Origin of the sequence: Candidatus Nitrosotenuis chungbukensis (genome assembly GCF_000685395.1) — an archaeon.
In the GTDB taxonomy this organism is placed as follows: Archaea; Thermoproteota; Nitrososphaeria; order Nitrososphaerales; family Nitrosopumilaceae; genus Nitrosotenuis; species Nitrosotenuis chungbukensis.
The window spans coordinates 22805-45638 of record NZ_AVSQ01000021.1 but is presented as its reverse complement, the minus strand read 5'-3'; the positions used below and the strand labels follow the sequence as shown (position 1 = coordinate 45638).

The following is a 22834-nucleotide window of genomic DNA, read 5'->3' as shown; positions in this document are numbered from 1 at the left end:
AATTAGGTAGGAAGTGCGTACTAATTTGGCGTCTGCGGTTGAGTCAAGTCGTCAAATGATAACTGAATGATTAGGTGCGCGGGGGTCTAATTTTGACTGCTCTTGCCTGAAAATGACTGCATTTGGAGCCAAACAAATGCGACGGAAACCTGTTGTTTGAAAAAGAACAAACTCCTGAATATAAGAAAATTAGTCCAAACTATTCTGTTGATGCAAGATACCCAGATTGTCTGCCCTGCGATGCCTGAGTGCAGGGAAGTCTCGCCATCGCTAATCAAGCACATACTGGTGCCCTTTGACGAGTCGCAGATTTCATACCGTGCCTTTGAGCTTGCACTGGACCTTGCCAAGAAATACAATTCCAAAATTTCGCTAATCACGGTAATATACAGCAGCATAATGTCAAGCTCGTTTCTTGACATGGCGAGCCACCAAACGATAATCGAGCGAAACAAAATAAAGCAAATGCAGTCCTTGTTTCAGGTCCTGCACAAGACTGCAGAAAGATTTGGGGTAAAAACCAAGTCTGACCTGATTCTTTCCAATCACATTTCGGACTCACTGCTTGCGTTTTCAGCCCAACAAAAGGTGGACCTTATCGTGATGGGGACAAGGGCAAGGGAAGGCCCAAGGCGGTTCATGATGGGCAGTGTTGCAATCGAACTTGTACAGCGAGCTAAATGCCCCGTAATATTGGTAAAATGATTCTTGCAGATCATTGCGTGAAATGGCTGGTAAGGCTAGGATGATTTTGGATACTTTTCTTTTGCAACCTTGGCGTATCTTTCCACGTCTGCGTCTGAGATTTTCTCAAGCGTTTTCTTGCTGTCGGTGATTTTTGCCATCTTGATGTGCTTTGATTCTTCCTTTTGCTCGCCTTTCATGTCTATTGCCGCAATTGCAAGTGCTGATGCCTCCTCAATTGACATGTCGTCTTTGTAGTTCTTTTCCAAAAACGAGTTTACGTCTTCAGAGCCTGCGCCTATTGCCACTGCCGCATATGAAAGAAACGTTCCGCTAGGATCTGTCACATAGATGATGTGCCCCCGCTGGTCTACCCCTGCAACGATGAGTGCTACGCCAAACGGTCTTACCCCTGAATACTGGGTGTACTGGTGGCACTTGTCTGCCAGATGCTTTGCAACTGTTTCTACGTCTACCTGCTCATCGTAAATGAGCTTGTGGCTCTGAGAAAAGGTGCGCGCGTCGTCCACCTGGGTTCTTGCGTCTGGAATGTAGCCTGCTGCCGCGACTCCTATGTGGTCGTCAACTTGGAATATTTTCTGCGTGACCCCAGCTGACTGGAGCTTTCGCGGGATCTCCTCTACTGCCATGATTACGCCGTCTTTTGCCTTGATGCCTATTGCAAGCGTTCCTCGCTTTACGGTCTCGATGGCATACTCTACTTGGTATATCCTTCCGTCCGGCGAATACATTGTAGGCGTCATGTCGTAGCCGCGTGCTGGCATCATAATGACTCAGCTAACCCCGTTGTCAATTTAAGCGTTAGTTGCTTTCCAAGCCTCATTGTTTTGGGTGAGATCTGGGGCGGATTTGGAAATAGTGTTTTATGCAATTGCGCGGCTCTGTATTTCACATGGAGCTAGTTGATATACGAAATCTGGCAAGGACGCGATCTGCTGCAATTTCGCACACCCCTGATCGAGATGCAAGGCGACTCTTGCTGTACGTGTTCACAGGAACGCGGGGCGGCCACACAAGACTGAAAATAATATCCCTGCTGTCTGACAGGCCGCTTAACACAAATCAGATTGCATCTGAAATGAACTTGGACTACAAGGCAATTCAGCACCATCTTGAGGTGCTGGAGAAAAACAACCTCGTTGCCAAACTGGGGGGAAAATACGGCGCACTGTTTTACCTTTCGAACTATCTTGAGGTAAACATTCTTGCGCTAGACGAAGTTGCGACAAAACTGGAGCGAAAGCTAAACGCAAAAAAGGTTTATCTGTAAAGTTTGCGCTTGTGCTGATCTAAAAATTCCAAAAAGACACCGTCTTACCGTACATGTCTATCCACCAGTGAAGATAGTTGTTTCCAATTTTCATATAGTCAATAGCAAGGTCAGCTTGGAATTTTTTATAATTTGCATATGCATCCATCCACTCCATTACGCCGCTAGTGCTTTTTTCGCAAAGCTCGCCGTACGCATCGATGACTCTTTGATCAATTCCCATTCTGTCAAAGTACCTCTTCTGCCAGATATAGCACGTGCCAAACAAATTGTCAATGGAATGCAGAAACTCTGAGTGCATCATGCTGTAGGCCTGAAGATAAATTGGCGTTTGGTATTCTGTTTTTGTGATTATCTTGTGAACGCTTTCCTTCCAAATGTCGCAAACAGAAAAATATTTTGCTAGTTGGGCCTCGCCGTCAGAAACGCCGTCTATCTTTTCCCACTCTGACTTTGCATCCTTGGCCTTGGCGTCGCTTACCTGCACACAGTAATATGCCCTTGAATGTAGATAACGACCAGTTTGTATTTTATGAACATGCTTTAGCTATGGCCGCTGACTGTGCTTGCCCTGAACCGCTTGCCTGCAATTTTGTGCCGTTTTAGGAAACTCCAAAAACAGGAAAGTGCAGCATTGCAAATTTACGAGCCGTTAACCAAAGACGCCGTTTTGGGCAGCCTGATTGTAAACCGCGCATATTTTCCAAGCTCCGTGTCTGCCTCGATTGAGCCTCCGTGTTGCTCCAGTATGGCCTTGCAGCTTGGGAGGCCAAGCCCGGTTCCTATCTGCCGCGTGGTGAATAGGGGATCGAAAATCTTGCTCATGTTTTTTAGGGGAATTCCAGGACCTGTGTCAGTCACGGTGATCTTTATCTCGTTTCCGTCTTGGGCCGTCTGAATTGTTATTGCTCCAACCCCGCTCATTGCCTGAATCGCGTTTGAAATCAGGTTCACAAAAACAATCTGAATCTTGTTTGTGTCGCACTGTATGGCCGAGTCTCCTATTACTTGGATCTTTACGGTGTCTGGAACTGCCACATCCTCAATTGAGTCGCCTATGATCTTTGATACTGTGGATTCTACAAGTCTTAATGGCCTTGGACTGACATAGTCTAGGACGTTTTCCACCTGGTAGTTGATCCTCTCCACCCCGCGCCCTATTCTTTCAAGCCAGTCTCTTGTCCTGTCGCTAGTGTTCTGGTATTCTGCAATCCTGATCATCTCTAATCCGTTCTTTATCATTGCAAGCGGATTTCTGATGTCATGCGATATGCGGGATGTCAGCTCTCCAATTACTTGGAGCCTCTTTATCTTTGGCCAATGGATTACCTGCTTTTCTTCGTTAATCTCTGAGATGTCAATCATGACGGTGTTGCTCCCAAGCAGGGCGCCACTTTCGTCATATGCGTTGGCTGCTGAAAGTAAAACCGGAAATATGGTGCCGTCCTTTCTTTTGAGCCATATCTCCATGTTGTGTACTGCGCCTGCGTTTTTCCACGCCTCAAATGCTTTTTGCAAGTTTGCTACGCTTTCTTGCGACACATGATCAAAAATTGACTTGCCTATGATTTCGTCCTTTGAGAAATTAATCTTGTCTGCATACATTTGGTTGCAATCCAGAATGACTCCGTCGGTGTTTACCCTTCTCCACATAAATGGCGCGCTGTTTAGAAATTTCTCCAAGCTTTCTTTACGTTGGCCTTGCCTGCCAGACACGTGTCTTGTACGATATTACTTTCTTATTAGAATATGGTGTTTTTAGAAAGTCAGATTTAGTTCATGGCATTTGAAATTGTTTGTTTACAAATAAACCAAAACAGCGGCATTCTGATTACGGTGTGATGATTTTTCTATTCTCTCAAATCGAAATCGCAATTACGACAGGCTCGCCCTTTCTTGCAACGAGTGCCCCGACTAGGCGCGCCTGGAGCCCGTACTTTTTCTTTCGAAGCTTTAGCGCCGTTTCGGCTTCGTCCTTTTCTGCAAACCTCGCAGTCCCCAAGACCCATTCCCCCCTCAGCTCACCCCTGAACCCGCACGGCGCAATTCTGACGTTTTTGTTGTTTTGGAGCCGCTTTACCTTGCCTGTCTCCTTTGTCGTGATCACGTAGATGGTATTGTTGTCCGTGACAAACCACACGGGGGTGCACACTGGTTTTCCACTTTTTCTATATGTCTCCAGGTTGATGTACTTCTGATCTAAAAGGCTGTCACTCATTGCAGTCAGTTGCCTGCTACTGTAATATCGATTTTGTGAAATCGTTTCTGATCGGCGATCCGAGCGACTCTTCCTCGAAAACTTAAATAGAATCTGGCTTCAGGATACTCGATAAATTTGATTTCAGCAGATCCATGGAAGAATGCATTAAAGCAACTTGACGACGCTTGCTCGATTCTAAAGATTGACAAGAGCCTGAGGGACTATCTGGCAGAGCCAAACAAGGTTCTAAGGGTAAAGATCCCAGTCAAGATGGACAACGGAAAAATTAGAACATTCATTGGATTTAGAAGTCAGCACAACAACGACAGAGGCCCGTACAAGGGCGGCATCCGATACTTTGATCCTGAAGGCGGAGTCGAGTACATGGAAAAGGAGGTCAAGGCGCTATCGTCTTGGATGACTTGGAAGTGTGCAGTAGTCGACGTTCCGCTAGGCGGAGGAAAGGGGGGAATCTACCTCAACGCCAAAAAGGAAAAGATTAGCGCAGCAGAGCTTGAGCGAATCACGAGACGATACGCCTATGCAATCTCTGAGATAATCGGACCAAAGAAAGACATCCCAGCTCCAGACGTTTACACGACTGGAACTGAAATGGCTCAAATCATGGACGTTTACAGCAAGTTGCATGGAAGCGAATCTGATCCTGGCGTCATTACCGGCAAGCCGCTCTCTATTGGAGGCTCGCTTGCAAGGAATGTGGCAACAGGCCTTGGGTGCGCATACTGCATCAGAGACGCCGCAAAGACAATCGGCCTCAAGCTGAGGGGCGCCAAGGTGGTGCTGCAAGGGTATGGAAACGCTGCAACCTTTGCTGCGGAATATCTGGAAAAGATGGGCGCAAAGGTAATCGCGGTATCTGACTCAAAGGGTGCAATCATAAATCCAAAAGGAATGGACTCTAAAAAAGTTCTGGAATTCAAAAACAAGACCGGCTCTGTTGTCGGATTCCCGGGCAGCAAGAAAATCAGCACCGAGGAACTGCTAACAACAAAGTGCGACATCTTGGTTCCAGCAGCACTTGAAAACCAAATCACTGCAAGCATTGCAAAGAAAATAAACTGCAAGATAATTGCAGAGGCGGCAAACGGCCCAACCATGCCAGACGCAGATCCAATTCTGTACGGCAAGAAAATACTGATGATTCCGGACATTCTGGCAAACTCTGGCGGTGTCTGTATCTCGTACCTCGAGTGGGTGCAAAACAACATGGGATACTATTGGACATTTGACGAGGTTGCAAAGAAGATGGAAGACCACATCACGCGCGGATTCCGCGACACGCTTGCCTTGTCAAAGAAGCACAAGGTGGACATGAGACGCGCAGCAATGGTTTTGGCAGTAAGTCGAGTTCTTGAAGCATTCAAAGCAAAGGGCCTCTGGCCATAAAATCCTCTTTTTCATTTTATAATAATCTGTGAAAGAACTCTAGGTTTAACCCGTTTGCCGGTTTTTTGTGATATCTTTGCAATTATCTCATGCCTTAATCTACGTGTAATTGTTGCATACTTATGATGCTAATTTTAGCATCTCGTCTATCGTTATGATCTTGATGGTGCGAAAGTTTTCAAGATTCAGTAGGTCTCTATCACCAGAAACTATGTAGTCTGCATTTCCATCGTACGCAGTATTGATTATGATGTTATCGTCAGGATCATCGGTTATGACTTGGAAATGTGATCTGATCGACACGTTCTCACTTGACGCTACTAGTGCGGATATGATGTGTGCAATATCCTCGCCAGTCGTCTTGAATTTCGGTCTTTGAAGAACTTCGGATACTTCTTCTAGAGTTTCTCTTGATGTCAGAATTTGATATTTCCCGTTAATTCCAAGCTGGAGTAATTTTCTGGGCTTTCCATTATGAATTATCGCGCTCACAATTACATTCGTATCGAGCACGATCCTCAACATCAAATCAGCCCGTTGATTTTTTGTGTTTTTCCTTCCTGTACGACCTGATCTCTTTTGCGATTTCCCTTTCGTCTAGTTTGAGGTGTTTTTTATCCATTGTCTGGAATATGCTTTTCCATTCTTTTTTTATGTCTGGCATGTCGAGCTTTCTCATTATTATGTTGTCGCCAACAACATATACTATGAATTTGGTCTTGGGCTTTATTCCAAGATGTTTTCTCATCTCCTGAGGTATGACTACTTGTCCTTTTTCACTCATCGTTGTAATCTCTGGGTCTTCTAATATTCTCATCAGTAAGACTATTTTACTTTCTTACTATTTATGATCATCGTAGATTAAAAGGGCCAAATACCTAAAATTACACCTAGGCCACTTTATCATTCGTGGCAGACAAGCACACCATAATAGTGATAGTGTCAATAATCGTAATTGCGTCCTCGCTTGGCTACTCGTCTCTGAATCTTGTTTCTGCAAGCAGCTTGCAGTTCAAGTGGGCCTCTGATTTTGACTATCTTTCAGTGCTGCACGGCAAAAACATGGCAGTCTGCAACGACTCTGACTATCCTGCAGTCTTTTCAAAATACCATTTTACCATATTCTACGACTCGAAGCCGATTGGGAAATTTACCGCCTCCGGGACTGCGGTGCAGCCGTACTCTGAGGCGCAAATAAGTGGCAAGTTTGAGGCAGATGACAAACAAGTCTCGCAGATATTTTTCTCGTTTCTTGACACCGAAATACAGGGAACCGACGTTACCCGCGTTGACACAGACAAGATGAGGGTGGTTGCAACACTAGAATATTCGCTGTTCTGGGCAATTCCGCTCTCTGTCACGCACGAGTATTCCGGCCAGGAGTTCTTGGAGATGATGAACAAGGACACAATCTGCTAAAGATGTCAGACATACTTGTCGTACAAAATGCAAGGCTTGAGGGGCCTGGGGAACTAGGCAGGTTGCTGGAATCTGACGGGTTTCGCCTGGATGTTGTTTTTGCAAAAAAGGAAAAACTCCCAAGCCTTGATCATTCCGCGGTGGTGGTGCTTGGGGCACCTGAGAGTGCAAACGACAATCTGGAATACCTCAAAAACGAAATGAGCCTGATCAGGGAGGCGTCTGGGAAAGACATTCCAGTACTTGGGATCTGCCTAGGCTCGCAGCTAATGGCAAAGGCCTTTGGGGCAAACGTGTTCTCGGGACCAATGAAGGAAATTGGGTTCTATGACGACATACGGGTGGACTCGGCATCGAACTTGTTCCGGGGAATACAAAGCCCGTTTACAGTGTTTCACTGGCACGGCGACACATTTGACATTCCAAAAAACGCAACCCGACTTGCATATTCTGGACTGTACAACCAGGCATTTCAGGCGGGAAGCGCAGTTGGCGTGCAGTTCCACCTCGAAGTTGACAGGGAAACAATTCTGTCCTGGCTTGAGAATGCCGCAGACGATCTGGCGAAAATCCCGTACATCGATCCAAAATCAATCCAAAACCAAATGGATCAAAATCTGCCCGGTGTCCAAAACAACATGAGAACTTTTTACCGGAACTTCAAGTCCGAGTTTAATCTTTGACCAAAGTTTAATATATTGAATCTGGAGGGATTCGATCACATTATGAGTTCTACTCTGAAAATTTTTGAAGAAACAATAAAAACAGATCACAAGGTAATCACCGAAGAAGCCTCGAAATCAATCCTCAAGACATACGGGGTAAAGGTGCCCCCATACGCGCTTGTCACGTCTGCAGACGAGGCAGTCAAGGCTGCAAAGAAAATCGGCTATCCTCTGGTGATGAAAATAGTTTCCCCGCAAATCCTCCACAAGACAGACGTTGGCGGAGTCAAGGTGGGAATTGACAATGACAAGGACGTAAGAAAGACATTTACCGACATGTACGGGCGACTCTCAAAGAAAAAGGGAGTCCACGTAAAAGGCGTACTTCTGGAGAAAATGGTTCCAAAGGGAATCGAGCTGATCGTCGGCCTTCAAAACGACCCGCAGTTTGGCCCCGTAATGATGGTCGGACTTGGCGGCGTGATGACCGAAGTGTTCAAGGACGTGGCATTTAGGATGCTCCCAATCACAACATCTGACGCAAAGTCGATGCTAAGCGAATTAAAGTCATCTAAAATATTCAAGGGCTTCCGCGGAAGCGAGCCAATTGACCAAAACATGCTTGCAAAGGCGCTAGTCCAAATCGGTAAAATCGGCGTTGACAATGCAAAATATGTCAACAGCATCGACTTTAACCCCGTAGTAGTGTACCCAAAATCATACTATGTGGTTGATGCGAAAATCATACTATCAAAGGAGGTAAACAAAAACGCAATATCAAAGGCAAAGCCAAACGACTCTTTCATGGAAAAATTCTTCACGCCCCAGTCTGTCGCACTGGTAGGCGCATCTGCCACACCTGGAAAGGTCGGAAACTCGGTCCTTGACAGTCTTGCAAAGCACGACTACAAGGGAAAGGTCTACCCGATTAACCCCAAGGCAGAGGAAATACTCGGAATCAAGTGCTATCCTTCTGTCGATGCAATACCTGAGCCAGTTGATCTGGTTGTGGTGTGCGTTGACCTGTCAGTCACACCACCGGTACTCGAAGCATGCGCAAAGAAGGGAATCCACAACGTCGTAATTGTGTCAGGCGGCGGAAAGGAGCTTGGAGGGGAGAGGGCCGACTATGAGGCGCAAATCAAAGAGTTGTCAGAAAAGCACAAAATCAGAATTATCGGTCCAAACTGCATAGGGATGTTCAATGCCGCAAACAGGCTGGACTGCGCATTCCAGGGACAGGAAAGAATGGTTCGCGCAAAGCTGGGCCCAGTCGCACTGTTATCGCAAAGCGGAACAATGGGAATCAGCTTTTTGGAAACTGCGGATTCCTTTGGGCTGTCAAAAATGGTAAGCTACGGAAACCGCTCTGACGTGGACGAGGCAGACATGATTTGGTATCTGGCAGGGGACGACCAGACAAAGGTGATTGCATTATACGTAGAAGGATTTGGCGACGGACGAAAGTTCATCGAGACTGCAAAACGGGTGATGAAGGAAAAGAAAAAGCCAATCGTGATCTGGAAGAGCGGAAGAACGGAGGCCGGCGCAAAGCAGGCAGCATCGCACACCGGCTCACTTGGCGGATCCAACGCCATCATAATGGGAGCATTCAAGCAGGCAGGAATCATCTCAGTTGACAGCTACCAGGAATTGGCAGCAGTGACAAAGGCACTTGCATGGCAGCCTGCTGCAAAGGGAAACAGGGCAGCAATGTGCAGCAACGGCGCAGGCCCGATGATTGGCGGGATAGACCACTTTGAGAGACTGGGACTGGATCTTGCAAAGGTAACTCCAAAGACATTGCAGGAAATGAAGGCGCACTTTCCGCCAACGTATGTGATTGGCAAGGGAAACCCGGCTGACGTGACTGGCGGCGCAAATGCAGAAGACTATAGGTATACCATTCAAAAGTTCATGGAGGATCCAAACGTGGACATCGTAATGCCGTGGTTTGTGTTCCAGGACGACCCGCTGGAGGAAACAATCATCCAGCATCTGGCAGAGTTCTCAAAACAAAAGAAAAAGCCTTTGCTAGTCGGAGGAAACGGGGGACCGTACACCCAAAAGATTTCAAAGCTGATAGAAAACGAGGGCGTCCCAGTGTATGACGACCTTAGGGACTGGGTGGCAGCTGCTGCAGCGCTTGCACAATGGGGCAAGCACCTGTAACCTACGCAATCCTAATCTATATTTTCAAAACTGTGGCTCTGGTCAAATCTGGCAAAGATCGATTTTACAAACTGGTTCTCGTGGGGATATATCATAAAATATTTAACCATTGAGTATTGAATTAATCCAACGTGGTCGTAGAAAGCAAGGCAACTATAATCTATGTTCAGCTACTCAAAGAGGATCTTGTAGTTTTACGTATAGCCCCAAACGACGGCATCATTCCAGACTATCTGGCAGGCCAGTTCATTACGCTTGGCATCCAGGTGACTGCTGAAAACTACAAGATTGTCCGCAGGGCGTACTCTCTGGCATCCCATCCTGAAAACAAAAAGTATTACGAGTTTGTGATAAGGTGGGTCAGAAAGCCTCTGCCTGGCCGTGTGACGACGCAGCTGTTCTATTCAAGCGAGGGAGACGAGGTGTACTTGGGCAAGCCCACTGGAAACGCCCTGACAATTAACCAAAGGCTGCCAGACGGCCGCAAGGATGATAGAAGAATAGTCTGCATTGGCGGCGGTACTGGAATTGCGCCCTTTGTTAGCTTTGCAAAGCACCTACATGCAGTGGGTGACAAAAGGGAGATCGTGGTTTTGCACGGTGCAAGTTACATTGATGAGCTAAGCTACAAGGAGACATTTACCAAGCTAGAGTACGAGTCCCTAGATAGGGGAAAAGACAAGTGGAATTTCAGATATCGCGCAGCAATCAGCAGGCCGCACGAATGGTTTAACCGTGCATGGAAGGGGCCAACTGGCAGGGTTGAAAACTTCCTAAGGGCACGCGACAACGGCAAGTCACCACTTGAGGAACTAGTAGGCGAAAAAATCACCAAGGACAACACCATGTTCTATATCTGCGGCTGGCAGGGAACAATTGATGGCGTGATGGACTTTTTGTCACCACAGGGATTTGTCACGTTCCATGACAAGCGCGACGACGGAAGCTTTGAAGTAAAGTACGAGTCGTACGGATAGATATTTCTCCCAAAATTATTTTACGTGTCTTTGGCAAACTGAATTTTACATCTGGTAATTTATTTTAGAAATAATCTTAGCCCTTTCTTATTATGAACTGCATGAGTGCTTCTTTGGAGTACTCGATTCCGTGCTCGTCAGTCGAATGCTTGCTAAATTCCTCAATTACCTTTTCAATGCTGTCTGCTTTTGCAACAAAATCACAGTCAAAACCATAATCCCTGCAGATGAATGTGGGCACTGTTCTTTGGTAAAAACTGATAATATTTATCTCATTTCGTTGGCTTTACGAACGATCAAAATATTGCCTGTTGTATTTGGCTAAACCGATTTGGTGTCGACTTGGGCTAGATTCTAGTTATGGTTACAAAATACATCATTATATCTTCCTGTTCAAACCGTTTCTTCAACACTTTCTTAAGTTTGTGGAGAAATTCCACATTCTTTTTTGTTTTCTTGCAAACTACCCAATAAGTTGTGTTTGTATCATTGATTCTATCCTTTGTCTTTGGATCTACCCATCCTCCTAATAGGGGGGTATCATCGACAGTACATCCCCCAAATCTGTCCATGAGATCATCAAAAGTCTCTGTAAATTTTGAGCCCTCTACTTCCTTACGCTTGCCTGATTGATCTTGATTATAATAAAGCGGAAGTAAAATCTCTACTTTAAGATCAGACAAAATTTATGGGATTCGTTCGTATTTTATGTGCTTACTTTCAAGAAACTGACAGTCCTTTTCTTGAATGATGATGGTATTCTTGTCAACACCACTAAAATGTGTTTTAGAATGAATAAGTTCGTAGAACGCTTTTTCCTTTTCAGATTTGTTTGGGAAAGTTATCATGCATGTCCCGAGATTTGACTTCATATTTGTCATATTACAAATGACTTCTTTCAATATAAGACTTGTTTCTGTATGCTTGAATCGCTTTTTGATTAAACATAAACCTAATCTTACTTTGCTTAACAGATGTTCAACGATGATACGTGCAATCGCTAAACAAAATATCTGAACTCGTTATTTCTATATTCTTCTTCGTTAGTTTGTACTGTGTTGTAAGTTTGCTACAACTTGTTGTAATCTGCATTGTCAAGATGTCGTCGGAGTGGTTGAGAATATCTTGAGCTCTTCTTTTGTTGGGGTTATCTGGACTCTCAAGCGGTAATCCTTAGTCAAAAAGAGGCACTCCCCCTTACCAAATGACTTTAGCATGTCTGCCTCAAGATCTGATAGTACCATCGCATTTTTTATCTTCTCAGAGGCCTGTTCTGTATTTTGCAAAAATATCTTTGTTCCAGCATTGTCTGCAATTGCCCTGCCAAAGTCATTTTCTATCACATCCTCCGGCCGCTGTGTAATGAACATGAAAATGACATTGAACTTTCTTCCCATCCTTGCAATCATGTTTAAGAATCGTCCAGCGCTAGCCATCTGGAACAACATCCATCCTTCATCGATTACAAGAATTTTAGGTATTCTTGTAGGCGACGAATTGATTTGTTTCCATATCTTGCCAAGTGTCAAGAGCAGCAGCATTGACACGCGCTCCTCCCCCGAAGTCCCCCTTAGGGAAATCACCATTCTGTCCTCAAATCTCGAGTCCCCTTGGAGCACGTTTGAAATTGGGCCCTCGACTAAATCCACAAGAAATTTTTTGGCCTCCTCGCTTGTCTTTTCGCACAATTCTTTTACACTGCTACATTTTTCGGCTTTCGCCCTGAACTCCTTTCGTACCGTGTCTGGCGCCTTTGTAATGTCGCCAAGTATGTCTGCAGCGTCAGAAGGAGTAAACATCTTGAACGGCTCTAAACCTAATTTTGATTCTTGCGTCACTCTAATTGAATTTAGTTTCAGGTATTCGGCAACTGCTTCATATTCGCCATTGGGATCGATTATGAATATCATGGCGTCTGGATATTTGCTTGATAGTCTAGTAAGGCATGTCTTGGCAGTAACTGATTTTCCTGCACCTGATGCCGCTAAGAACAAAATGTTATAGTTTTCTCTTTGGGTGTAATCGTATATGACTGGAGCCATCGTATTCAGATTAATTCCAAGTGGGACTCCGTTTGGAACCTCAATCATATCTGCACTCACAAATGGGTAGAAAATTGCAGTTGAACCTAATTCAAAATACAAAACTTTTCCAATCCCCTCGATTAACATTTGTTTCTGCATTGCAGATATGGCATCGAATGAAGCCAAGTTTGCTCTCATCGTAGTTTTGAAATTTTTGTCTGCAATCTTTAATGAAATTAAATCTCTTGTTACTATTGTTACAACGACTGAACAACTGAATAATTTTGTTTCTTGACGTGACAGTGCTTCTAGCACTTCCTGACTTTTTTGGAAAGAATGTTTTGCATTATATGATTTTGTAGCACCTGTACCAACTAATCCAGTGTATCTGATCATCTGAGATACAGCTTTATGATTCTCAATTGGTTTGATCCAAATAGAGACCATGTCTGTCCTTGATAACAATGAATGTGTCCACGCTGCAGGTAATGTGGATGGAATTTTGTATAATGTGTAGCACTTTGCGAAATTATTGTTCTCTAAAATAACATTGTTTAGATTCTCTGATTTAATCTTCCAATCTGGAACCGAAGATATCATCGAATACTCTAATCCGATTTGTTCGAGGATTAACTCTAATGGTTCGTTAGAAACAACATATGTTCTTGGTATTTGCAAATATCTTGTCTCATTTCCTATCTCTAATTCTAATGGTTCCTTTAGGATTATGATCCTAATTGGCTTTTGAATGGAACTTAGTGTTTGAAAGAACTTTGATAGAGCGAGCATTTTTTTATCGTCTGGAAGAGTGCCGAAATTAGTAGGTTTTATCTCATAGGCAAATGTTGAAATCTTAATTTTTTCTGGTAATGTTATTTTTACTGATCTCTTCATTAAAAGTAAAAATTTGTATTCTTTTAAACCTCTCATTGCATATTATTTATGAAATCATATGATCGCTATGGTAATAACAAAAAAATCAAAATTCGATCTACCAATCCATCAAAGTTCAACTTAATCCCAAATTTTGATGTTATCTGCCACGTTGCATCATATGCAGAAACTGACATAATAGATTCATACAAAGTTGGAGACGCAATTGTCTTCATAACACGGTTTGGTAAATACTTGATTTCAGAGCCTGTACTGAATACTGAAGCTCATACTGTGTACTCCAATATGATGCAACAGTTATTTTTATCAATGGAACCCATGATGAAAAATGACGACCCTGTAAATTATATTGAAAAACATCTCTGGGAAGAAGCACATCAACAAGGAATTACTGAAATTGTCTCAAAAAATTTTAGCCAACTTAGGTATTATCTTATTCGCGATGTTTTGGGATATGGAATTCTAGATGTATTGATGAAAGATAAAAAACTTGAAGAGATTACCGTAGAACGATTTGATAGAAATGTGGGCGTAATTCATCGACAATTTAGCGAATTCAATATTCTTGATACCAATGTCGTATTTGGTACCGTAGAACTAATGAATTCATACATTCAAAAATTAATGCAAAAAACAGGAAATAGTGTATCTTCTGCAACCCCTATCGTGAACGCTATGACTCCTGAAGGGCATCGAATTATAGTTACTTATGAACGCGAAGTTTCTCTTCCAGGTCCGACATTGGACATAAGAAAATTTGCCGAGGATCCGTACACCATAGTTCATCTCTTGAAGTGTGGTGCATTGAATGATTTGATGATTGATTTTAGAACACTTGAATACCTTATTTCCAAATGTGGAAATGAAATATACAAGTTGTGTGTATATTTGATTGGGATGTCATCGTGTTTAGAACAGATACATGTCACCAGAGTACAAAATTAGTCACACTTGGAATATGTTTGGCAATAATGTCTGCATTTTTTGGCGCAATTGCCGACGTATTACCAAAACCAATCCTTGACGAGCATGTTGTAAAATCAACTTTCAATCCATTTTCAATAACTGCATTGATGTTTTTGGTGTCTGCCATTTTGTTTACATTCTTAATTAAAATAATTTCAAAATCAAAAAAATTATCGAAATACAAACAAATTTCATTTTCCAAAATCGGGAAAAACGACAAGATCATGCTTTTGACTGTTTCCATAATTGAAGCTATTGCCACCACAACATTCTACTTTGGCTTAGAAAAGACATCTGCTACGAATGGGGCTATTTTAGGAAATATGGATATCGTGTTTACCATGTTGATTGCTTTTATTTTTCTCAAAGAAAAATTACGTCGATATGAAATATTTCCATTTTTATTAATAATTGTGGGGTCTGTGTTAGTTCCAGTGTTTATCGATACATCGATGCATGATTCATCACATTCGTCTATTGCTGGTGATTTTCTTGTGATTCTTTCTTGTTTTTTTTATGGGATTGAAATGTTGTTGTTTAAAAAAGTCGGCGAAAATATTGGCTCATTACGAATGATGGAAATAACTTCCTATATCACGGGGATCACAGCTTTGGCCGCTGCATTGTTTTTTGGTGGAATTTACCTAGGTTTTGAAGAAACTCTACTTGAAGAAATACCAACTGTGTTATTTACCGGGATTTTTGGAGTTGGGATCTCTATTTTATTTTTGGTTGCTGCAATTAAAATAATTGGACCAACGAGAAGCATAATCTTGTTTTCAACCACCACCATATTTGGTGTGATGCTTTCATATTTCATTTTGAGTGAATCTATACGTGAATTACATGTGGCCGCTGTAGGGTTTATCATTTTTGGTACGTATTTTCTGCGAGGAAAAATGGCCGCGTTTTAATCATTAAATTATTTTTAAATTTAAAATAGGTTATTTTATTGATATTTCTTTTTACATTGACACCCGCATGATGGTGCGACACAATCCTCACAAAATCCGTACTGACACGATTCGCAGATCAATGTATTCTCAAAGTATCTCATACACTATTAGTGTACACTTAAAGTGTATATAAGACTTTATACTGTTAGTGCGCACTATTGGTGTTGGGGGAAGTAACTAGAAAAATTTTGAAATGTGATAGGTGTGGGCATGAATGGTTATCACGAGACAAAGAAAAACCGACGCGTTGCGCTAAATGTAAGAGTCCATACTGGGATAAGCCCAAGAAGTGATCTGTTGAAATGATTTTTGAACCGTTACTAACTCCACATGAGATCGTAAAATACGTGCTCTAAAAGATGTAGCATAATCAACCTTCACGCACTTGACTCTTGTCGGATACGGCAATGAAGTGCGTCTTATTCACATGTCTGGAAGAGGCATAATGTTTCGGAACTACTACGGAGTTACGAAAAACGTAACATCTTAAGCGAGTTTGAGTTGTTTTGCCGCAGGACGTATGAAAAGATAAATGCTGAGAAATAAGAGATTGAGTATGTCCTCCAATCGAAATTTTGACGAAAGAGGCGTTATGAAAGGCGCTTATCAAGTAATAGACGTTTTTTCTGGGATGGGATGCGCCTCACTTGGATTCAAGAGAGCCGGTTTTCAAATAGCCGCCGCGCTAGAGATCAACCCGCTGCGATGCCGCATATACGAAAAGAACATCGGCCTCAAACCGATTCAATCAGATGTCCTGAAAATTGACGGAGAAGATCTTCTCGCAGAGGCAAAATTAAGAAAGGGAGGAAAATTTTGCATGATCGGTTGCCCTCCGTGTCAATCATTCAGCAAGCTGTCGGATACGAGGAGTATAAACGTCTTGAAGGATCCGAGAAGCAGGTACGTTAACAAATTCGCCAAACTAGTCGAGGAAACCAAGCCCACCGCAGTAATTTTTGAAAATGTTCCGTGGATGATAGAAGGGCCGGGAAAAATTTTCTTTAAAAGATACTTGAGGACACTAAAACGAGCAGGATACGTAACATTTTACGGCACTGTGAACGCGGCTGATTTTGGAGTTCCACAGAACAGATTCAGAGTGGTCGCAATATCCATAAAAAAGAGATTTCTCACCAAAAAGAAAACAGAGGAAATTGAAAAATTTTACAAAAATAAAATCAAAAAACCAAAAACTGTTCGTGATGCGATCGGAGAGCTAAAATCACTTCGACCAGGTCAAACCGACAGAAACGATTCGTTACATTCCGCAAGAAATCACAGTGCAAAAGTTCTGAAAATGATAAAACACGTTCCAAAGGATGGTGGGAGCAGGACAGACCTTCCTAGAAGCATGTGGTTGGAATGCCACAAGAAAATTAAACATGGTGCGGATTCAGTTTACGGTAGGATGTCATGGGACAAGCCGTCTGGGACAATAACTGGTAGATGCACTACTCCGGCCTGCGGAAGATTCATTCACCCATCACAAAGCCGCGCAATCACGATAAGGGAAGCGTCCCGCATTCAGACCATTCCGGACAGTTTTGAGATGGAGGGATCCAAACAAGACTTAGAAGAGATGATTGGGGACGCAGTACCTGTCTTACTGACTCAGAAAATAGCGGAGAATTTGCTGAAAATACTGCCTTGATCACTTTAACGCCTTTTTGATTTCGTCGATGCACCACTCGGGTCGCTTGTAAACGTCCGTGTCCCAAAATCTAACAACTATATAACCGTCATTCCTCATCTTCTTGTTTACCATCTTATCACGTTTCTTGTTTTTTGCGATGTGAGAAACCCAGTATTGTGGATTGTTACCGCGTGACAGTTTTTGTTTCAATTTTCTCCAGTTTCTTCCGTGCCAAAATGAGCTGTCACAGAAAACTACCACTTTTTTCTTCACTACAAAATCTGGATTTCCAAAAATTTTTGGATATTGTCTGAATGTAAAGTGTGATTTTGTCAAAATCTTTGCCATTGAGCAATCAAGCTTGGTATTCTTGCTTTTGATCTTGCTCATGATTTCACTTCTTTTTTTCTTAGAAAACATATCATTCATGATAAAGCACTTTATCTGACGGTTATGCTAAATGTTTATTCTATTTTCATTTGGATCTCTTACGTTCCTTTCTTTTTTTGCGTGAATATTCTGGTGCTATTTTTTGCAATCTTTCGTCAACCAACCCGTACACTTTTTCAGATGTGTGTAACAGATCTCTAAAAGTTTCAACTCTTATGTCTTGACCAGCTAGAGCAGTCTGTTTGTCCTGGATCGTGGAATCTCTGCTTAGGCGGCCCACTATGAGCAATCCCGTTGCATATCTTGGAGAATCTTTTCCGGTCCCAACGACATTTTTTCTTACCCATCGCACGTATCTTTCAATTTGATCCAAATCGGCCCAACTTAGGGTTTTGTCTGGCCTCTTTATTTCTACTACGTGCAGAGTGCCTCCAACCTCATACCCCAATATGTCGATTCTTCTGTCTTTTTCAGTTAATTTTGAGGATTCCTCAAATTGCTCCCTTAACAACTTTGAATATCTGTTTTGACCAGTTACTTCATTCCACGATGGGTTTACGATCCATCCATGTTCCTCAAAAATTGGTTGTATGTGTTGGACTTCCAACGCTCCTCGTTCAACAAGATCATCAAGTTGTTCAATGATTTCAAATCTGCCATCAGAAAGAATTAGATGCTCACGTGCTTCTATTATTCTCCAATCGTTAAAGAGTTTGATCAAAGTTTCAACACTGATCCCTTTTTCTCCAATCTCTTCCACCAGATCTTGAAAAGCTTGGTATTCGATATTTGTTTTTAGCATCTCTAACAACGGTTTTGCAGATTCGGGTTCAATATTTTCATCGTTTATTATGGCATCGAAGAATGTCTTTGCTACCTTTTGTTCTCTTGTAGTTCTAGATTGATACCAAGTATGAAAATTTGTTAACTTTGCTATTTTGTCTTCTTTTTCTTTTTTTTGCATCTTTAGCCATTCGGCAAAAATATACTTGAGAACTTCTTGGCCCCATTTTTCTAACGCTTCACCCGGTAATGTTTCCCATTGAACTGAACTTCTTCCAGTTCCAACGAAATCGCCTTTTTGTGTATCAAGAAAATTAGCGGTAATCTCTCCAACAACATAGGATCTTGCAAATTGCGTTGTTGTAGTTTTCAAATTAAACATAGTGTTGAGCTCAGCTGCTTTTCCTCTCACAAAGATATCTAATCCGCGTTCTGTTTGAGACGTTTTTGATGTTACACCTATCCATCCATCCACCTGCCAACCCGCAGATTGACTTATGATATTTCCCATGGGGAGGTCATTGATCTCCCATGATTTTTTGCAGTCTTCTCGAAGTCTTCTATCAGCTTTTGTGATCTTTGTTCCGTTCACATACACTTCAAAATCTTTCTTGGTAACTATGATGAACCTTCGTGCCAATTCCTTCCGAACTATTTCGCTTACAATGGGTGTGGAACGCTGTATTTGACGAATTCTTAATTCGGTTCCATTTTCTTCACTTGTTTTTCCAGTTCTACTGTCTACTACTACTGGTTGATAATCTCCTTTTTCTTTGGGCCATGTTTTCATGTCATTAAAATTTAATTTGATGCAAACAGCCTCGCCATTTTTTATGGAACGCAGTTCTACTTCATTGGCAACGCCAAAAGCAGCCAACTTTCCTATTCCCTTCCTACCCATTATGTCTCGTTTTTTGTTTTTTGTGACTTCTCTGCCAAGTTCAACCCTACAATTTCTACCGATTTGAAGATATGCGTCGTTTATTTCGTTAGGATTCATACCGTTTCCATAATCTCTAACAACTATTTCCGTGTCTGGGGTGATACTTGTTTCAGGAATTGTAATCTCCACTTTCTCTGCTTCAGCATCCCAAGAATTAGAAACCAGTTCTCCGATTACCGGAGCGATTCTAGTGTACAAGCTGTGTCCCAAATGTTCTATCGTAGTTGGTTCAAAATGCATCCTGAACTCAGGTAGGGTCATTGTTACCATTTGCTAAAGTAACGTATTAAAGATATTTACAGGAACTTTGAGCGTTGTTGGCCGTGTCCAATCTTAAACCACAAAAAACTCTCGGAATGTCATTCTACCAAATTAATACAACGTAATCAATTGGTTTTGTCATTAATATTTAGAAACTCTTTTGGATAATTCAAGGAATTTAAAAACAACGGAATTTGTGAGAACGACATAGGAGATGATGGCCCTATGCACATGAACGAATACTTCGGCTTCGTGTAACTGCTTTTAGGATCTTGGAATTGCTGATACAGGCGTATTGCCGAATCGTTTCCAGCCAATAATTCCCTTACACCGCTAAGTTCGATACCGTAAGCTAGACCATACCCTATGAAATACATTCGAAGCTGTTCGATTATTCTTCTGTCTAGACTGGACAAGGTTTGGCTGATGAACATCCAACCAAGATTATATTTTCTGGTTTCTCTTACCGCAGTGGTAAGTGTATCTCTTAGTTCGATGATTTCCTCTTCGTCAGTTCTTTCCCTTGGCGCGAATTCATGGGCTTCGTCAAGTACAACGAGAGAATTAAGAGATCCACCTTCATTATATTGATCCTTAGCCACTTCTGCGATTCTCTGGAGAATTTGATTTATTGCAACTTTTTTGATCTCTTCGTTCCAAAATAGATAATCTGGAACTTCGGCTTCTGACAAGTTGATTATGATGATTCTACCGTCTCCGCGTTTTCCAATGGCCTTCAAAATGAGAGCCAAATTGTTAGACGGTCCCATTCCCTCTCTGCCAAAAAGACTCGTCACTTTTCTCCATTTTTGATAAAAAGCCTCCAAACGTTCTGGATTTCGCGTTATGTCCTGCATGTCGCTAAAAACTTTATCTCTGTATGACGGGGTCGAGTAGATTCTTTCAATTACAATAGGAATCTGTTCACCATTTCTTGGCCGCGTGTGTGTCAGCCTTTCCCAAACATGATCAAAAACAGGTCTTTGGTAAGCATCCCATAGGTTTATCCTGCCGGTAATTCCGCTTGCAATCGAGTGGCCCCAATCATGACTTAAAATTTTGGCTATTTCGTCTGCCCCATCTTCTTGATTATCCATGTTTTTTATTCCAAGATCTTTGAGAAATTTTGATTTGACAAGAATCTGTTTGAATAATTCTATTTCTGGAAGAAGAACTAGTTTCGATAAATCATAAAATTCAATTTTTCTTCCAAGTGTTTTTTCAACATAATCCATCAAATTTTTGTCATTTTTCATTTTGGAAAACTCTCCTTGCGGATCGACCACTAACAAGGTCATCTGTTTGTGCCTCATGTATGAGGCAAGAATCATTTTTCCTAGAAACGATTTTCCTGAACCGCTTTTTCCGAAAACTCCTATGTGCATTGCCTCACCAAGGCCCCCTTCCGCTTCGTTCCCAAAATTCCTGAAAAGGCTTGGCATGAGGACATCAGTTCCAAAAATTTTTCCTATGTACGAGATTTCTTTTGAATATGGAGAAACTAACTTATCTACTATGTCTTGGTTAATCGTCTTAATCCGAGAACCCGTAGATGGAACAGTGGAAAACGAGCTCGGATCAAGTCCGTCTCCGCTTTCTTGAAACACGGCGCTTATCAACATGTCAGCACTGTGCGTGTCTTGCCGTTCAGTGATGGGTTCAACGCTACCACGTTGTCGTATTATGGACCTCATAGTAGGATCCATCACAAAAGGGTTGTAAAGAGAAACTTCCGTAATCTGACCCAGAGCGTAATTTGCGTGACCGTCTTGAGTGTATTTTAGCACCGCCATAGAACCGACAAGTCTCTTGTCAGCCGCTCTGCCCAAAATGTCCAACTTTAAGTGAGAGGTGGAAGATGGAGAACCCACTACACCTATGTCTTCGGCTTTGTCGACCAAATTGGAAAGTTCAGACATTATCTGAACCCACCAGTCCGATACGAATGCATGGACACGTTGATGTCAGAGGTGCTTCCCTCCCACTTCTCTACCATTTGATTCATGGAAATTCCTTTTATTACTGGCAAAGCCTTCGACAAATGCTTTACCATCCTGTCCGCAAGATAAGTTGGATAAGGTTCCATGATTCCAGGATACCCAGTTTGCAATTTGACTGCGTCAAACAACATCGCCAAACGCTCTTTGTTTTTTGCTACCGCCGAGCTCATTTCTAATCTGATGGCAGGAAAATGTTCTTTCGGTTTGTAGTACGTGACATGAATCTCACGGAGAAGTTTTTCTATGTCATCTGCTACCGATTTTAATTCATCGTGAAGGCTTGCAATTAGAAATTTACCCGGATGATCCCTTTCAAACTCAAAAGGTTCAATGAATTCGCCAGGTTTGAGAATGACAGACAAAAATCCTCTGTCGTCGAATCCTTCTTTTCCTATGCTTTTGCAAACGTCGTTTTTTACGGTGTATTTTGGAGCTGCAACCACCATTCTGTCGGTCCTTTTGGCCGCTAGAATTTCCTTATAACATTCCAACGTGTGTTTTATTCCCTGAAACTTGGCTCTGTCATCAGAGTATTCTTTTTTATCTCCATTGATCAAAAAGTCTATTAGTTTTTCGGGAGATTTTTTGTTGAGTGCGATGTTATAAGAAATGCTCAAAGTCAGAAGAGAGCCGTCAATAAAAATCACATTGTGTGGAGCCAATGCAGCAAGCTGCATTTCCATGGAAAACATTATTGCTTGAGATAATACTGCCGTATTTTCATCGTGCGGTAAACTTTCAACTTTGACAAAATGACGCGGTTTTTTCCAAATTGGTTCCATCATCTTAGGAGGAGTCAGTCCCTCTACTGCCACTGCAGCTATTGCAACAAAATCAGTTGCTAGTAATTTATCGTAGCAGTTAGAACCATCAGTTCCGGCCGTGGTCGGAAAAGATTGCACTTTGATAACGTCTGATTCATGTCTCATTCTGCCTTTCAATTCGTCACGAAACTTGTCTTTGTCCTTTTGCAAATTAGTTATGTCGTCAGATACCTTTGATGACAACCCTTTGTAATCAGAAAGCATTTCCTCAACCATGGCTTGAGGAAGATCAGAAAAAGATGATTCCGGATCGTAAGTCTCCATTAAAAGAACTTGGTTTGCAAGCTTTTATTGATTATGCCGATTGCACAACAACAGATCCGAAAAGTTAAGAGAATGTCA

The 22834-nt window shown here is 42.3% G+C and carries 24 protein-coding genes; 10 read left to right on the top strand and 14 right to left on the bottom strand.

Annotated features, from left to right (window positions below; genetic code table 11):
• Positions 1-210: 210 nt before the first annotated feature.
• Complete coding sequence (locus NKMY2_RS09270; RefSeq protein WP_238549824.1) at positions 211-705, top strand: universal stress protein; 495 nt, start codon at positions 211-213, stop codon at positions 703-705.
• A gap of 35 nt (positions 706-740) precedes the next feature.
• On the opposite strand, the gene NKMY2_RS09265 is transcribed toward NKMY2_RS09270, so the two are convergent.
• Positions 741-1472, bottom strand: coding sequence for an archaeal proteasome endopeptidase complex subunit alpha (locus tag NKMY2_RS09265; RefSeq protein ID WP_042687545.1), 732 nt, complete (start codon positions 1470-1472; stop codon positions 741-743).
• Between the two features lie 125 nt (positions 1473-1597).
• Here NKMY2_RS09265 and NKMY2_RS09260 point away from each other — a divergent pair, with 125 nt between their 5' ends.
• Positions 1598-1975, top strand: coding sequence for an ArsR/SmtB family transcription factor (locus tag NKMY2_RS09260; RefSeq protein WP_052347778.1), 378 nt, complete (start codon positions 1598-1600; stop codon positions 1973-1975).
• Between the two features lie 19 nt (positions 1976-1994).
• Here the strand turns inward: NKMY2_RS09260 and NKMY2_RS10390 are convergent, their stop codons facing one another.
• From NKMY2_RS10390 to NKMY2_RS09245, 3 genes are all read right to left on the bottom strand, one after another.
• Complete coding sequence (locus NKMY2_RS10390) at positions 1995-2462, bottom strand: hypothetical protein (RefSeq protein ID WP_052347744.1); 468 nt, start codon at positions 2460-2462, stop codon at positions 1995-1997.
• 155 nt (positions 2463-2617) lie between these two features.
• Positions 2618-3691 carry a two-component system sensor histidine kinase NtrB gene (locus tag NKMY2_RS10385; protein WP_076613426.1) on the bottom strand — a complete coding sequence of 358 codons (1074 nt, stop codon included), beginning with the start codon at positions 3689-3691 and terminating at the stop codon, positions 2618-2620.
• Positions 3692-3833: 142 nt separating this feature from the next.
• The gene (locus NKMY2_RS09245; RefSeq protein ID WP_042687542.1) at positions 3834-4193 is read right to left on the bottom strand and encodes a PPOX class F420-dependent oxidoreductase; all 360 of its coding nucleotides are present in this window, start codon (positions 4191-4193) and stop codon (positions 3834-3836) included.
• Positions 4194-4310: 117 nt separating this feature from the next.
• Between NKMY2_RS09245 and NKMY2_RS09240 the strand changes: the two genes are divergently transcribed.
• Positions 4311-5582 carry a Glu/Leu/Phe/Val family dehydrogenase gene (locus NKMY2_RS09240; RefSeq protein WP_042687538.1) on the top strand — a complete coding sequence of 424 codons (1272 nt, stop codon included), beginning with the start codon at positions 4311-4313 and terminating at the stop codon, positions 5580-5582.
• A gap of 120 nt (positions 5583-5702) precedes the next feature.
• Here the strand turns inward: NKMY2_RS09240 and NKMY2_RS09235 are convergent, their stop codons facing one another.
• Positions 5703-6095: a putative toxin-antitoxin system toxin component, PIN family gene (locus NKMY2_RS09235; RefSeq protein ID WP_157832526.1), complete on the bottom strand. Its 393-nt coding sequence runs from the start codon at positions 6093-6095 to the stop codon at positions 5703-5705.
• A 16-nt stretch (positions 6096-6111) separates the two neighbouring features.
• Positions 6112-6399 carry an AbrB/MazE/SpoVT family DNA-binding domain-containing protein gene (locus tag NKMY2_RS09230; RefSeq protein WP_042687533.1) on the bottom strand — a complete coding sequence of 96 codons (288 nt, stop codon included), beginning with the start codon at positions 6397-6399 and terminating at the stop codon, positions 6112-6114.
• Positions 6400-6491: 92 nt separating this feature from the next.
• Between NKMY2_RS09230 and NKMY2_RS09225 the strand changes: the two genes are divergently transcribed.
• The 4 genes from NKMY2_RS09225 (at position 6492) to NKMY2_RS09210 (ending at position 10815) form a co-directional block, all read left to right on the top strand.
• Positions 6492-7001, top strand: a complete 510-nt coding sequence (locus NKMY2_RS09225) for a hypothetical protein (RefSeq protein ID WP_042687530.1) — start codon at positions 6492-6494, stop codon at positions 6999-7001.
• Positions 7002-7003: 2 nt separating this feature from the next.
• Positions 7004-7684, top strand: coding sequence for a type 1 glutamine amidotransferase (locus NKMY2_RS09220; protein ID WP_042687527.1), 681 nt, complete (start codon positions 7004-7006; stop codon positions 7682-7684).
• A gap of 42 nt (positions 7685-7726) precedes the next feature.
• Positions 7727-9838 carry a 3-hydroxypropionate--CoA ligase gene (locus NKMY2_RS09215; RefSeq protein ID WP_042687714.1) on the top strand — a complete coding sequence of 704 codons (2112 nt, stop codon included), beginning with the start codon at positions 7727-7729 and terminating at the stop codon, positions 9836-9838.
• Positions 9839-9969: 131 nt separating this feature from the next.
• Positions 9970-10815, top strand: a complete 846-nt coding sequence (locus tag NKMY2_RS09210) for an FAD-binding oxidoreductase (RefSeq protein ID WP_042687524.1) — start codon at positions 9970-9972, stop codon at positions 10813-10815.
• 76 nt (positions 10816-10891) lie between these two features.
• Here the strand turns inward: NKMY2_RS09210 and NKMY2_RS10575 are convergent, their stop codons facing one another.
• From NKMY2_RS10575 to NKMY2_RS09195, 4 genes are all read right to left on the bottom strand, one after another.
• Entirely contained in the window at positions 10892-11056 is a 165-nt protein-coding gene (locus NKMY2_RS10575; RefSeq protein WP_076613425.1) for a DUF1059 domain-containing protein, read from the bottom strand.
• A gap of 106 nt (positions 11057-11162) precedes the next feature.
• Positions 11163-11498: a hypothetical protein gene (locus tag NKMY2_RS09205; RefSeq protein WP_042687521.1), complete on the bottom strand. Its 336-nt coding sequence runs from the start codon at positions 11496-11498 to the stop codon at positions 11163-11165.
• 3 nt (positions 11499-11501) lie between these two features.
• Positions 11502-11687: a hypothetical protein gene (locus NKMY2_RS09200; protein ID WP_042687518.1), complete on the bottom strand. Its 186-nt coding sequence runs from the start codon at positions 11685-11687 to the stop codon at positions 11502-11504.
• A 222-nt stretch (positions 11688-11909) separates the two neighbouring features.
• Positions 11910-13733, bottom strand: a complete 1824-nt coding sequence (locus NKMY2_RS09195; protein WP_042687515.1) for a VirB4 family type IV secretion system protein — start codon at positions 13731-13733, stop codon at positions 11910-11912.
• A gap of 48 nt (positions 13734-13781) precedes the next feature.
• On the opposite strand from NKMY2_RS09195, the gene NKMY2_RS09190 reads away from it, so the two are divergent.
• From NKMY2_RS09190 to NKMY2_RS09180, 3 genes are all read left to right on the top strand, one after another.
• A complete protein-coding gene (locus NKMY2_RS09190) occupies positions 13782-14678 on the top strand; it encodes a type II/IV secretion system ATPase subunit (protein ID WP_042687512.1) in 897 nt (298 codons plus the stop codon).
• The gene (locus NKMY2_RS09185) at positions 14612-15613 is read left to right on the top strand and encodes a DMT family transporter (protein ID WP_320408965.1); all 1002 of its coding nucleotides are present in this window, start codon (positions 14612-14614) and stop codon (positions 15611-15613) included. The genes NKMY2_RS09190 and NKMY2_RS09185 overlap by 67 nt, the downstream gene beginning before the upstream one ends.
• 598 nt (positions 15614-16211) lie before the next feature.
• Positions 16212-17309 carry a DNA cytosine methyltransferase gene (locus tag NKMY2_RS09180; RefSeq protein ID WP_157832524.1) on the top strand — a complete coding sequence of 366 codons (1098 nt, stop codon included), beginning with the start codon at positions 16212-16214 and terminating at the stop codon, positions 17307-17309.
• Here NKMY2_RS09180 and NKMY2_RS09175 read toward each other — a convergent pair whose 3' ends face one another.
• The 4 genes from NKMY2_RS09175 to NKMY2_RS09160 all read right to left on the bottom strand — a co-directional run bounded on the left by NKMY2_RS09175 (position 17310) and on the right by NKMY2_RS09160 (position 22756).
• Positions 17310-17711 (bottom strand): DUF559 domain-containing protein, encoded by a 402-nt coding sequence (locus NKMY2_RS09175; RefSeq protein WP_255347578.1) that lies wholly within the window; start codon positions 17709-17711, stop codon positions 17310-17312.
• 55 nt (positions 17712-17766) lie between these two features.
• Positions 17767-19668 (bottom strand): ATP-binding protein, encoded by a 1902-nt coding sequence (locus NKMY2_RS09170; protein ID WP_157832522.1) that lies wholly within the window; start codon positions 19666-19668, stop codon positions 17767-17769.
• 125 nt (positions 19669-19793) lie between these two features.
• Entirely contained in the window at positions 19794-21587 is a 1794-nt protein-coding gene (locus tag NKMY2_RS09165) for an ATP-binding protein (protein ID WP_042687496.1), read from the bottom strand.
• Entirely contained in the window at positions 21587-22756 is a 1170-nt protein-coding gene (locus tag NKMY2_RS09160) for a DNA double-strand break repair nuclease NurA (protein WP_042687493.1), read from the bottom strand. The genes NKMY2_RS09165 and NKMY2_RS09160 overlap by 1 nt, the downstream gene beginning before the upstream one ends.
• Between the last annotated feature and the right edge of the window lie 78 nt (positions 22757-22834).